General features: G+C 73.0%; 13 protein-coding genes. 6 read left to right on the forward strand and 7 right to left on the reverse strand.

All coding sequences use genetic code 11. From position 1 onward, the window contains the following. Nucleotides 1-14 precede the first annotated feature (14 nt). The 3 genes from truA to N542_RS0116210 are packed head-to-tail and all read left to right on the forward strand — an operon-like array spanning nt 15 to nt 2,153. A complete protein-coding gene (truA, locus tag N542_RS0116200) occupies nt 15-818 on the forward strand; it encodes a tRNA pseudouridine(38-40) synthase TruA (protein ID WP_028644827.1) in 804 nt (267 codons plus the stop codon). Beyond that, complete coding sequence (locus tag N542_RS0116205; protein ID WP_028644828.1) at nt 811-1,437, forward strand: class I SAM-dependent methyltransferase; 627 nt, start codon at nt 811-813, stop codon at nt 1,435-1,437. Before truA ends, N542_RS0116205 begins: the two co-directional genes overlap by 8 nt. Beyond that, nucleotides 1,434-2,153 (forward strand): hypothetical protein, encoded by a 720-nt coding sequence (locus N542_RS0116210; protein ID WP_028644829.1) that lies wholly within the window; start codon nt 1,434-1,436, stop codon nt 2,151-2,153. Before N542_RS0116205 ends, N542_RS0116210 begins: the two co-directional genes overlap by 4 nt. Here N542_RS0116210 and N542_RS25205 read toward each other — a convergent pair. The 6 genes from N542_RS25205 to N542_RS0116240 are packed head-to-tail and all read right to left on the reverse strand — an operon-like array spanning nt 2,150 to nt 7,636. Further along, a complete protein-coding gene (locus N542_RS25205; RefSeq protein ID WP_051551898.1) occupies nt 2,150-2,821 on the reverse strand; it encodes a maleylpyruvate isomerase family mycothiol-dependent enzyme in 672 nt (223 codons plus the stop codon). The genes N542_RS0116210 and N542_RS25205 overlap by 4 nt on opposite strands. A 40-nt stretch (nt 2,822-2,861) precedes the next feature. Beyond that, complete coding sequence (locus N542_RS0116220) at nt 2,862-4,208, reverse strand: ABC transporter substrate-binding protein (protein ID WP_028644830.1); 1,347 nt, start codon at nt 4,206-4,208, stop codon at nt 2,862-2,864. Beyond that, nucleotides 4,208-5,245: a branched-chain amino acid ABC transporter permease gene (locus N542_RS0116225; protein ID WP_036508198.1), complete on the reverse strand. Its 1,038-nt coding sequence runs from the start codon at nt 5,243-5,245 to the stop codon at nt 4,208-4,210. Before N542_RS0116225 ends, N542_RS0116220 begins: the two co-directional genes overlap by 1 nt. Before the next feature lie 2 nt (nt 5,246-5,247). Beyond that, entirely contained in the window at nt 5,248-6,126 is an 879-nt protein-coding gene (locus tag N542_RS0116230) for a branched-chain amino acid ABC transporter permease (RefSeq protein ID WP_028644832.1), read from the reverse strand. A gap of 15 nt (nt 6,127-6,141) precedes the next feature. Continuing rightward, a complete protein-coding gene (locus N542_RS0116235; RefSeq protein ID WP_028644833.1) occupies nt 6,142-6,846 on the reverse strand; it encodes an ABC transporter ATP-binding protein in 705 nt (234 codons plus the stop codon). 1 nt (nt 6,847) lies between these two features. Further along, a complete protein-coding gene (locus tag N542_RS0116240; RefSeq protein ID WP_028644834.1) occupies nt 6,848-7,636 on the reverse strand; it encodes an ABC transporter ATP-binding protein in 789 nt (262 codons plus the stop codon). Between the two features lie 157 nt (nt 7,637-7,793). Between N542_RS0116240 and N542_RS25210 the strand changes: the two genes are divergently transcribed. Continuing rightward, nucleotides 7,794-8,999, forward strand: a complete 1,206-nt coding sequence (locus N542_RS25210) for a PucR family transcriptional regulator (RefSeq protein WP_051551900.1) — start codon at nt 7,794-7,796, stop codon at nt 8,997-8,999. An 8-nt stretch (nt 9,000-9,007) separates the two neighbouring features. On the opposite strand, the gene N542_RS0116250 is transcribed toward N542_RS25210, so the two are convergent. After that, nucleotides 9,008-9,742, reverse strand: a complete 735-nt coding sequence (locus tag N542_RS0116250; protein ID WP_028644835.1) for an SDR family oxidoreductase — start codon at nt 9,740-9,742, stop codon at nt 9,008-9,010. Between the two features lie 102 nt (nt 9,743-9,844). On the opposite strand from N542_RS0116250, the gene N542_RS28320 reads away from it, so the two are divergent. Together N542_RS28320 and N542_RS0116260 are read left to right on the forward strand one after the other, a co-directional pair. After that, entirely contained in the window at nt 9,845-10,690 is an 846-nt protein-coding gene (locus N542_RS28320) for a LysR family transcriptional regulator (RefSeq protein WP_028644836.1), read from the forward strand. Further along, a complete protein-coding gene (locus tag N542_RS0116260) occupies nt 10,627-11,130 on the forward strand; it encodes a hypothetical protein (RefSeq protein ID WP_155993141.1) in 504 nt (167 codons plus the stop codon). Before N542_RS28320 ends, N542_RS0116260 begins: the two co-directional genes overlap by 64 nt. Nucleotides 11,131-11,262: the final 132 nt, after the last annotated feature.

Genomic DNA, 11,262 nt, shown 5'->3' on the forward strand with positions numbered 1-11,262 from the left:
AATAGAGTTGCTCGGTGCGCTTCCGGATCGACCTCGCCTACGACGGCACCGACTTCCGTGGCTGGGCCACCCAGCCGGGTCTGCGGACCGTCCAGGCTGAGCTGCAGTCGGCGCTCTCGACGATCCTGCGGGTCGGGCCGGTCTCGGTCGTCTGCGCCGGGCGCACCGATGCCGGGGTGCACGCTCGGGGACAGGTGGTGCACGTCGACCTCGAGACAGCGCCGGAGCCGGCGCTGCTGCTCCGGCGGCTCAACGGGCTGCTCCCGACGGACGTGCGAGTCCGCCGACTGGCGGCCGCGCCCGACGGCTTCGACGCGCGCTTCAGCGCCCTGCGACGCCACTACGCCTACCGGATCGCCGACACCGCGGAGGCGCTCGACCCGTTGGCCCGGGCCGAGGTGCTCGCGTGGCCGCGCCGGCTCGACCTCGACGCCATGAACCAGGCCTCGACCCTCCTCCTCGGCCGGCACGACTTCGCGTCGTTCTGCAAGCAGCGGGAGGGCGCGACGACGATCCGCACGCTCGAGCAGCTGTCCTGGGCGCGGGACGAGGCGGGTCTCGTGGTGGGCACGGTCGTGGCCGACGCCTTCTGCCACAGCATGGTGCGCTCCCTCGTGGGCTGCCTGATCTCCGTCGGTGAGGGTCGTCGACCGGTGAGCTGGGCCGGTGAGATCCTGCGGGCGACCAGACGCGACCCGGGGGTGACCGTCCTGCACGCGCACGGCCTCACCCTGGAGCGGGTCGACTACCCCGGCGACGACGAGATGGCTGCCCGCGCCGACCAGACGAGAGCCAGGAGGGTGGCCGCGGATGCCTGAGGACGCCGAGCACTACTTCAGCGCCGACCCGTCGGTGCCGTTCGCGCGCGAGACCTTCACCTGCGAGGTGTGGGGACGGGAGCTGTCGCTGGTCAGCGGGGCCGGCGTCTTCAGCCGCGGCCACCTCGACCACGCGACGGCGGTCCTCTTCCGCGAGACCGAGCCGCCGGTCCAGGGCAGGTTCCTCGACCTGGGCTGCGGGTACGGCGTGATCGGGCTCGCGATCGCTGCCGCCGTGCCGCTCGCGTCGATCACCGCCGTCGAGGTCAACGAGCGCGCGATCGCCCTCGCGAACGAGAACGCCCGGGCCATGGGCGTCGCCGGGCGCTTCGTCGCGTGCCGGCCCGACCAGGTCCCGACCACCGAGGTGTACGACGAGATCTGGTCGAACCCTCCGATCCGGATCGGCAAGGAGGCCCTCCACGAGCTGTTGCTCACCTGGCTGCCGCGGCTCGCGCCGGGCGGACGGGCGGTGATGGTGGTCGGCAAGAACCTCGGCGCCGACTCACTCCAGCGCTGGCTGGGGGAGCAGGGCTACCCGACCCGGCGGCTGGCGAGCGCGAAGGGCTTCCGGGTCCTCGAGACACGCAGGGCCGTCGACGCTACGGTCGCGCCATGAGCACCCAGGCGGTCGCGGCGCCGGCGAGGCGGCCGCGCGCGCTCCTGCCCGACCTCGTGGTCCGTGGGATCGCGGGGGCCCTGGTGGTGACCAGTCTGGTCCTGCTCGGCACGCTCCTGGTGGCCGGCGAGCGCCCCACGTCGTACGCCGAGCTGCGCGCGGCGGTCGCGGCCGGCCGCGTGGACCGGGTCGACCTCGAGGGCGGACTCCACGGCGACGTCGAGGGGTTCGCCGGTGTCACGGTGCACTGGCGCGACGGCCTGGTGGGGCGGGTGACCACGGTGACCGAGGCGACCTCCCGCCGCGACGCCCGCGACGTCGGGGTGACGGAGCCCGTCGTCGTGGGGCGGGTGGACGAGCAGCTGAGGGCCCTCGACCCCGGCCTGCGGACGACCCGGTCCGGTCGCCAGTCGGACGGCGAGCTCGGCCCGTGGCGGGTGCCTGCGTGGATGGTCAGCGCGTCGATCGTGCTATTCGCCGGCGCCCTCGGGCTCCTGATCGTTGGTCGTGAGCCGTGGCGCGCCACCCGGTGGGCGTGGTTCTGGCTGATCGGCGGGGTGCCGATCGTCGGAGCCCTGGCCTTCCTGCTGCTGGGCGGATCGACCGGCCTGATGTCTCCGGCCCGCCCGGAGCGTCGGCTGACCGGCGGCTGGTCCTTCCTGCTGACCGCGCTCCTGCACGGAGTGGGGGCCGCCGTGCTCGCCGCGCTCCTCTAGGGAGCGATCGGCAGGCCCAGCAGCGCGGCCGCCGCCGGGTCGGACGACTCCGTGCGGTGCCACAGCATCAGGAGCAGGTCGACGGCCTGTGCCCGCACCTCGACGACCGGCTCGGCGTCGCCGATGAGGACGACCTCGGCGCCCGGGAGGTCGGTGGCGAGCAGCCGCAGGGTGCCCGGCAGCGGCGCGGCGCGGCCCAGGCGCACCTGCCGGGGGTAGAACTCGGTCGCCACCTCGCGGACACCGTCCCAGGCCAGCGTCGGCTCGACGGTCCAGTGCTCCACCCGACCGGTCGCGCCGAGCAGGTCGCGGGTGTGCATGAGCGTCTCGTGGGTCTGGCGCCGCAGCCACCACCCGACGCTCTGCTCGGTGCCGAACGTCCACGCCGGTGCGCCGGGGTCCGTCGTACGCAGCGTCGCCAGCAGGTCGTCCGCGTGGCGGCGGTACCACGCGAGGAGGTCGCCGGTCGCAGCCTCTGGCCGGCCGTCGGGGTTGCCCGCGAGCACGGCGTGCCGCGACCACTGGTGCACCCCGCCGAGGTGGTCGACCAGGTCGGCCACCGTCCAGCCCGGGCAGGACGGGACGGTGGCCGACGGGTCGGCGCCGCTGAGAGCGTCCGCGAAGCCGGTGGTCGCAGCGGCGAGCAGGTCGCTCCAGTCGTCGGTCATGGCGGGAGTCTCCCAGCCGGGGCGGACCGGCGCCGGCCGGTCAGTCCACGGCGTCGACGTCCGGGATGCCGCTCTCCGGCGGGGCGTCCTCGGACTGACCGGAGTCGTCCTCGGCGATCTCGGCGTCGCCGATGTCGGTCGTCAGCACCTTGGTGAGGGGCTTGCCCTTGCCGTTCTCGAGGGTGACCAGCTCCATGCCGGAGATGCCGAGGTGGCTGTCCTCGCTGTAGCGGTACGGCGCCAGGTTGGGGCCCTCCAGGGAGGAGCCGGCCTCCTCGAGGGCCTCGACGAGGCCCTCCCGGGTCAGGTCCTTGCCGGCTGCCTGGAGCGCCTGCACGAAGGTGTAGGCCCAGGACATCCCGTAGATCCGGTAGTTGGTGAGCTCGCCCTGCCCGCCGTTGGCGTCCCACACCTTCTGCCACAGCTGCACCCAGGCGTTGTCGGGTGCGTCGATGCCGGGGATGTACTCCGACGTCATCACGCCGTTGAGCGCCGAGGCGTCGCCGGGGACCTTGCCCTCGGAGAACTTCTCGAGCAGCCCACCGACCAGGGCGGGGTCGGAGCCCACGTTGGAGACGTACCAGTCCGGCTTGAAGCCCAGCTTGAGCGAGGTCAGCTGCGCCAGAGCGGTGTACGACGGGGTGGTGAACGCCAGCACCAGGTCGGCCTTGCTCGCCTGGAGTGCCGCGACCTGGGGGCCGACGTCGGTGTTGCCCGAGGTGTAGCGCTGCGTCCCGACGATCTGGTCGTCGAGGAACTGGCGCACCCCCTTCTCGGCGTCCTCGCCGAAGTCGTCGTCCTGCAGGAAGAGCCCGACCTTCGCGTCGGGCATGTTCTTCGCGACGTACTGCCCGATGATCTTGCCCTCGATCTCGTAGTCGGGCTGCCAGCCGAAGGTCATCGGACGCGCTTCGGGGTCGTCACCCCACCCGAGCGAGCCGGAGGACACGAAGAGGTCGGGCACCTTCTCGTCGTTGAGGAAGTCCACGACGGCGCTGTGGGTGGGCGTGCCGAGGGAGCCGACGGTCGCGAAGACCTTGTCCTTGAGCACCAGCTCGTTGGTCAGGCTGCTGGTCTTCGTCGGGTCGTAGCCGTCGTCCTTGACGGTGAAGTCGATCGTGCGGCCGTTGACCCCGCCGGCGGCGTTGACGAAGTCGAAGTAGGCCTTGGCGCCGGTGGGGATCTCGCTGTAGCCGGGTGCGGCCACGCCGGTCAGCGGGAACGTGCCGCCGATCGCGATGGAGTCATCGGTCACGCCGACCTCCGCGGCACCCCCACCGCCGTCGCTGTCGTCGTCGTCGCGTCCGCCGGCGCCGCACGCGGCGACCAGCATCAGCGAGGTGAGGATGCTGGCCGCTCCGGCCAGCCTCCTGCGTCGTGGGTTCATCACGTTGCTCCCTTCGAGGTGGTGGTCGCGCGCAGCCGGTGCCACGCGAGACGGAGGCTGCCGACGAGGCCAGCGGGTGCGAGCAGGACGACCGCGACGAGCACCAGCCCGTAGACGAGGGGTGCGAGCTCCGCGGCCCGGATGTCGTCGAGGCCGGCGGAGACCCCGGCGTCGGTGATGACCTGGGGCAAGAAGGTGAGCAGCGCCGCGCCGACGAGGGCACCGCTCAGCGTGCCGAGACCGCCCAGGACGACGGCGGTGAGCAGCATCAGGCTCAGCGTGAGGGAGTAGCCGCTCGGTGCGGCCAGCCGCACGGACACCGCCATCACGAAGCCGGCTGCTCCGGCGGCGGCCGCGCTGACCACGAACGCCGAGACCCGGGCCCGGCCGAGCGCGATGCCGGCGACCTCGGCGGCCACCTCGTCGTCGCGCACGGCGCGCCAGCGCCGACCCACCCGGCCGCGGGAGAGGTGGGCGAGCCCGACGTACGTGACGACCAGGACGAACCAGCCGAGGAAGGCGACGTACGTGCTGGGGGTGAGGTCCTGCCCGGTGACGAAGTACGCCGCGTCGAGCAGCCAACCGGGCGGGTCGGGGACCCGCACCCGCAGGCCCTGCTCACCGCCGAGGGTGTCTCCGAAGTAGAGAGCGATGCCCGGCACCGCCACCGCGAGGGCGAGGGTCGCGCCGGCGAGGTAGGGCCCGTGCAGGCGGGCGGCGGCCACCCCGATCGCGGCGCCCACGACGAGGGTCACCACCGTCGCGACGACCAGGACGGCGAGCAGGGGCAGGGTCGGCTCGTCGTCCTGGAGCAGCAGCGCGGTGGTGTAGGCGCCGATGGCCATCAGGGCGCCGTGCCCCAGCGAGATCTGGCCGTTGAGACCGGTGAGCACGGTGAGCCCGCCGGCGGCGATGCCGAGGTAGGCCATCTGGGTGAGCTGGACGGCACGGAAGTCGTCGACACCGGTCAGCACGACGATGATCACCACCGCGCCGAGCAGGGCCAGGACGAGGGGCTGCCCGAGAAGGCGTCGCATGCTCACACACGCCGTTCGCGGGCCTGGGAGAAGAGTCCTTGCGGGCGCAGCAGGAGCACCGCCATCAGGATGGCCAGGGCGGCGAGGGCGACCAGCTGCGAGCCGACGTACCCCGAGACCAGGCTCAACGACAGCCCGAGCAGCAGGCCGCCGACGACCGCGCCCGCGGGGCTGTCGAGGCCGCCGAGCACCGCTGCGACGAACCCGTAGACGACGACGGCGTCCATGTAGCCCGGGTGGACGAGGCTGCCGCCGGCGATCAGGAGCCCGGCGAGCGAGCCGACCAGCGAGGCCAGCGCCCAGCCGAGGGTGAGCATCCGGCCGACGCGGACGCCGAGCAGGCGGGCCACCTCCTGGTTGAACGCCGCCGCCCGCATCCGCAGGCCGAGGTCGGTGAAGCGGAAGAGCAGCACCAGCAGGCCCATCACCACGAGCACTGCGACGATCGTGAAGATGCCGAAGCCGGTGAGCGCGATCGTCGTGTCGCCGACCTCGATCCCGCGGATGCCGAAGGCGGCCGGGAAGGACCGGTAGCGGTTGCCGAAGACCACGGCGGCCAGCGCGTGCAGCACGATGAAGAGACCCAGGGTGAGGATCACGGCGTTGATCTCGGCCTTGCCCTCGACCGGACGGATCAGCACGCGTTCGACGACGGCACCGAGGACCAGTCCGGCGACCAGGGCGGCCGCGAAGCCGAGCCAGTACGAGTGGCCGCCCTCGATGATCCGCAGCGCGACGAACGTCGTGACCATCGCCATCGGTGCCTGGGCGAAGTTGACGATCCGGGTGGAGCGCCAGATCAGCACCAGGGCCAGGGCGAACGCGGCGTAGACCATGCCGAGCGTCAGGCCACCCAGGAGCGTGTTGACGAGCTGCTGCACGTGCGTTCCTTCCGGTCAGAAGCCCAGGTAGGCGTGGCGGAGCTGGTCGTCGCCGGCCAGCACGTCGGCACGCTCGTCGACGACGACCCGGCCGAGGCTGAGCACGACGCCGCGGTGGGCGATGGACAGGGCGCTGCGAGCGTTCTGCTCCACGAGCAGGACCGTCAGGCCCTGCTCGACGACCAGCGACTGCAGGAGCTCGAAGAGCTGGGCCACGATCCGCGGCGCAAGGCCGAGGGACGGCTCGTCGAGGAGCAGCACGGTCGGCTCGGCCATCAGGGCCCGGCCGAGCACCAGCATCTGGCGCTCACCGCCCGAGAGGACGTGCGCGAGCGCGGCCCGTCGGTCGGCCAGCGCCGGGAACAGCTCGTAGATGCGCTCCAGCTCCTCGGGCCGCACCCGGCCACCACGGCCGAGGCCGCCGAGTCGGAGGTTCTCCTCGACGGTCAGCTCGGTGATGACGCCGCGCCCCTCGGGCACGTGGGCGATGCCGAGACCGGGCATCAGCTCGGGCGCGGTGCGGGTGAGCTCGCGGCCGTCGTACGACGCGCTGCCGCTCTGGGCCCGCACCAGTCCGGTGATGGTGCGCAGTAGGGTCGTCTTGCCGGCGCCGTTGGCGCCGAGCACGGCGGTGACCTCGCCGCGTGGCGCGGTGAAGGTGACCTCCTGCAGGGCGCGGACCGCGCCGTACGACGTGGAGAGCTCGCGGACCTCGAGCACGTCAGGCCTCCGGGGTGGCGTCGACGGCGTTGCCGAGGTAGGCGGCCTGCACGGCGGGGTCGTCGCGCACCTCGGCGGGACTGCCGGTCGCGATGACCCGGCCGAAGTCGAGGACGACGAGGTCGTCGCACACCGACATCACCAGGTCCATGTGGTGCTCGACGAGCATCACCGCCATCCGGTCCGTCAGGCCGCGCAGCAGCGAGCCGAGGTCGGCCATCTCGGCGTCGGAGAGCCCGCTCGCGGGCTCGTCGAGCAGCAGCAGCTCGGGCTCGGAGACCAGGGCCCGGGCCAGCGCGACCTTCTTGCGCACGGCGTACGGCAGGCTCGCGGGATAGCGGTCGGCGTACGACGCGACGCCGAGCTCGTCGAGCGCGGCCAGCGCCCGGCCGCGGAGGCGGGCCTCGTCACGGCTCGCTCGGGGCAGGGACAGCAGGGCCGACCAGAAGCCGGAGGTCGCGTCGTGGTCGGCGCCGACCAGGACGTTGTCGAGGACCGTCATCCGGTCGAACAGGCCCAGCCCCTGCAGCGTGCGGGAGATGCGGAGCCCGGCGAGGTCGTGGGGTCGCAGCCGCTGCAGCTCCCGGCCGCGCCAGGACAGGGTGCCCGCGTCGGGCACGACGAACCCGCAGGCGACGTTGAAGAGCGTCGTCTTGCCGGCGCCGTTGGGGCCGATGACGCCGAGGACCTCGTGCGGGCGGGCCTCGAGGGAGACACCGGACAGGGCGGTGAGCCCACCGAACGTGACGGTGACGTCGTGCATCGCGAGGCCGGGACGGGCTGCGCTCATCGGCGTACCTCCTCACGGCCCGGACTGTGACGGGCACCACCTTGGTCGGAGCGCACAGGTTCCGCACTGGGCGGCGGGCACAGCAGGTGTCGGGCTGAGCGCCACGTTTCGCCGCGGACGGTGGCGTTCTTTGTGCTCCGAGTGCGAAGGTGCCTGCATGCGTCCGTTCTCCGGGGAGGTGACGCCTGCCCTCGATGCCCAGGTGGCCGAGGCCTGGATGTCCGTGCTGGGCCAGGCCGACGCGATCGCGGACGACATCTGCCTCTCGCTGCTGGAGAAGGACGTGGAGGTCTACGAGCGCACCGGTCCGGAGTTCCAGGTCGACGTGCGCTCGAGCACCCGCGACCACATCCGCCGGGGCATCGAGGCGATGGCCGGGGTCGACAACGCGACCCACGGCACCGCCGAGCTGTGGCGGGAGACCGGGCGGCGGCGGGCGCGCCAGGGCATCCCGATGGAGATGGTGCTCAACGCCTACACGCTCGGGACGCGCGTGCTGTGGGAGGCACTGCTGGCCCAGGGTGCGCGCGACAACATCGAGGAGCAGGTGCTGCTGGTCGCCGGCCAGCAGGTCTGGTCGGCGCTCGACGTGCAGAACGCGGTCTTCATCGAGGCCTACCGGCGCGAGAGCGTGCGCCTGCACCGGCGCGACCTGCAACGACAGCAGAGCACGCTGGACGCGCTCGTCGAGGGGCGCGGCGCCGACCCGGGCTTCGCCCAGGAGGCGCGCGACGCGCTCGGCATCGGTGCCGAGATGGCGGTCGCGTGCGTCGTCGCGCCGTACGACGGCTCGCTCGACGAGCCGCTGATCGCGCCCACCGACCCGCTCGAGCGCATCGGGATCATCTCGCACTGGCACGTCCGCGGCGGCGTGTCCTTCGGCCTGCTGGCCGGCGAGCTGCCGCGCGACTGCGGGCTCGTCGACCTGCTTCTCCCGCTTGCCAGGGGCCGGGTCGCCGTCGCGTCGGCGCCCGAGGGAGTGGCCGGCTTCGCCACGGCCTTCCAGCTGGCGGCCCGCGCGACCGACACCGTCGCGGTCGGCGAGCCGTGCGTCGTCGCGGTCAGCCAGCGACTGCCCGAGGTGCTCCTGGCCGGCAGTCCCGAGGTCGCGGCCCTGGTGCTGCGCGAGACCCTCGCCCCGATCCTCGCCCAACCGCCGCACGTCGCCGAGACCCTGCGCCAGACCCTCGCCGCGCTGCTCGAGCACGACGGCTCCGCCAAGCACGCCGCCGAGGCCCTCTACTGCCACCGCAACACCGTGATCTACCGGGCCAAGCAGATCGAGGAGCTCACCGGACGCTCGCTGTCAGACCCGCGCGACAAGCTGCTGCTGAGCCTGGGGCTCCTCGCGCAGGGCCGCTGAGCGTCCGATCACCAGGGCTGGATGCCGGTCTCGTCGCGGAAGGTGCCCGTCGGCCCCCCGTCGGGAAGGGTCGCGAGCTCGAGGAAGATCGCGGCACCCTGCTCCGGCGTACGCGTGCCCTGGTGGCCGTTGAGGTCGGTCGCGACGTAGCCGGGGCAGCCGGCGTTGACCAGGACGTTGGTGCCGGCGAGCTCCTTCGCGTACTGGATGGTGATGGCGTTGAGGTAGGACTTCGTCGGCGAGTACGCCGCCGAGATCGGGCCGACGGCGTCGTCCTGGGCGGTCTGGAGGGTGAGGGAGCCGACCGTGCTCGAGACGTTGACGATGCGCGGCGACGCCGTACGGCGCAGCAGCGGCAGCATCGCGTTGGTGACCCGGATGACGCCGACGACGTTGGTGTCGACGACGGCGAGGATCTGCTCCGCGCTGACCTCGGTCGGGGCCTGCGGCATCCCACCGGTGATCGCGGCGTTGTTGACGAGGACGTCGAGGCCGCCCTGCTCCTCGAGCTGGGCCGCTGCCGCGGCGACGCTGGCGTCGTCGGTCACGTCGAGGGGCACGCCGAACACGTCGAGGCCGTCGGCCTGGAGCTTGGCCACCGCCTCCTCGCGCCGACCCGCGTCGCGGGCGCCGACGCCGACGCGGAACCCCCGTCGGGCCAGACCCGCGGCGATCTCGTAGCCGATGCCCTTGTTGGCGCCGGTGACCAGTGCTGTCTTCTTCTCGGTGCTGGTGTCTGTCATGCCTCGATCCTGGTTCGCACGCCCGCTGCGTTCCAAGACCGATCGGGTCGGGGTCGATACCGCGGCGGTATGGGGCCAGGTCACCGGCGTAGTCTCGACCAGGTGGAGACCCGCGAGCTGCGCTACTTCGTCGCCGTCGCCGAGGAGTCGCACGTCGGCCGGGCGGCCGAGCGCCTCGGCATGGCGCAGCCGCCGCTGTCGCGCGCGATCGCCCAGCTCGAGCGACGCCTCGGCGCCGACCTCTTCGTGCGTACGCCGCGGGGCGTGACCCTGACCAGCGTCGGCGAGACGCTGCTGCGCGAGGGCCGGGCAGCGCTCGCGGCAGTAGAGGCCGCGGAGCGGCGTACCCGCCGGACCGCCGAGGCCGGCGGCCGTGCCCCGGTCGTGCTCACCGCCAAGGCCGGCGCGTCGAGCGAGCTGATGGCCAAGCTGCTCGACGCCTACGCCGCCGAGCCCGACGCCGTCGAGGTCGAGGTGATCCTGAGCCCTCCCGGTCACCAGGCCGCGATGCTGCGCGACGGCCGCGCTGACGTCGCCATCCTGCACCATCCCTTCGACGACCTGAGCGGGTTCGACACCGACCCGCTGTTCGTCGAGGAGCAGGTGCTGATCCTGCCCGCCGGTCACCCCTGGAGCACCCGGCCGTCGCTGACCGTCGCGGAGGCCACCTCCGTCCCCGACCTGCCGCCGCCTCGGTGGCCCGCCCTCGACGGCAGCTACCCCGACGGACCCGGACCGGAGCTGCGGGACCTGACGCAGGTGCTGCAGCTGGTGCGCCTGGGCCGCACCGCGCTCGTGCTGCCCGAGTCGGTCCGCGCCGACCTGCGCGACGGGCTGGCCGTCGTACCTCTCTCCGACGCGCCGCGCGTCACCACGGTCATCGCGTGGCCGCCCCACAGCACCTCGACCGGCGTCGCCGGGCTGGTGCGGACGGCGGCCCGGCTGTGACGGCGGCGAGCGGCGACGGCCTCGACTACCGATGGGCGGTCGGCTCCGATCCCGATCTCCTCGCCCTGCAGTTCCCGCCCCTCCCGGTCGCCCACGGCGAGGTCACGGTCGACGGGATGCGGGCGCTCTTCAAGGCGCGTGGCTTCACCACGATGACGTCGCTGACCGACGCCCGCCCCTCCGTCGCCAACAGGTGCGCGTTGTCCCAGGTCGACGCGCACTCCGCCGAGCTCGTCGTCCAGGTCGCCGGGTCGGCGACCCGGATCGCGGTCCCGCACGACGAGCCGGCCTGGGCGGCGCGGGTGTCCGATGACCGCGAGATCCTCGTGCTGGTCTGCGAGTCCGCCATCGAGGACGGTCACCTCGACCTCGACCGTCTCGAGCGCGACCTCGACGCCGGTGTGGTGCTTGCCGCGCGGGTGCCGGTGGGTCAGGTCTAGGCGCGGTCCGACGAGGACGACGCTCGCTCGCGCTCGCTGCTCGACCACCGGGACCCACCGGTGGTTGAGGAGGACGCGGCCCCATCGGTGGTTGAGGAGGGCCGCTAGGCCCGTCTCGAAACCCCCGCAGCC

This window comes from Nocardioides sp. URHA0020 (genome assembly GCF_000620705.1).
Taxonomy (GTDB): Bacteria; Actinomycetota; Actinomycetes; order Propionibacteriales; family Nocardioidaceae; genus Nocardioides.

Bases quoted from the DNA above. Each gene is read 5' to 3' on its own strand.
- N542_RS0116205 (WP_028644828.1), top strand. From the start codon at position 811: ATGCCTGAGGACGCCGAGCACTACTTCAGCGCCGACCCGTCGGTGCCG.
- N542_RS0116210 (WP_028644829.1), top strand. From the start codon at position 1,434: ATGAGCACCCAGGCGGTCGCGGCGCCGGCGAGGCGGCCGCGCGCGCTC.
- N542_RS25205 (WP_051551898.1), bottom strand. From the start codon at position 2,821: ATGACCGACGACTGGAGCGACCTGCTCGCCGCTGCGACCACCGGCTTC.
- N542_RS0116220 (WP_028644830.1), bottom strand. From the start codon at position 4,208: ATGAACCCACGACGCAGGAGGCTGGCCGGAGCGGCCAGCATCCTCACC.
- N542_RS0116225 (WP_036508198.1), bottom strand. From the start codon at position 5,245: ATGCGACGCCTTCTCGGGCAGCCCCTCGTCCTGGCCCTGCTCGGCGCG.
- N542_RS0116240 (WP_028644834.1), bottom strand. From the start codon at position 7,636: ATGAGCGCAGCCCGTCCCGGCCTCGCGATGCACGACGTCACCGTCACG.
- N542_RS25210 (WP_051551900.1), top strand. From the start codon at position 7,794: ATGCGTCCGTTCTCCGGGGAGGTGACGCCTGCCCTCGATGCCCAGGTG.
- N542_RS0116250 (WP_028644835.1), bottom strand. From the start codon at position 9,742: ATGACAGACACCAGCACCGAGAAGAAGACAGCACTGGTCACCGGCGCC.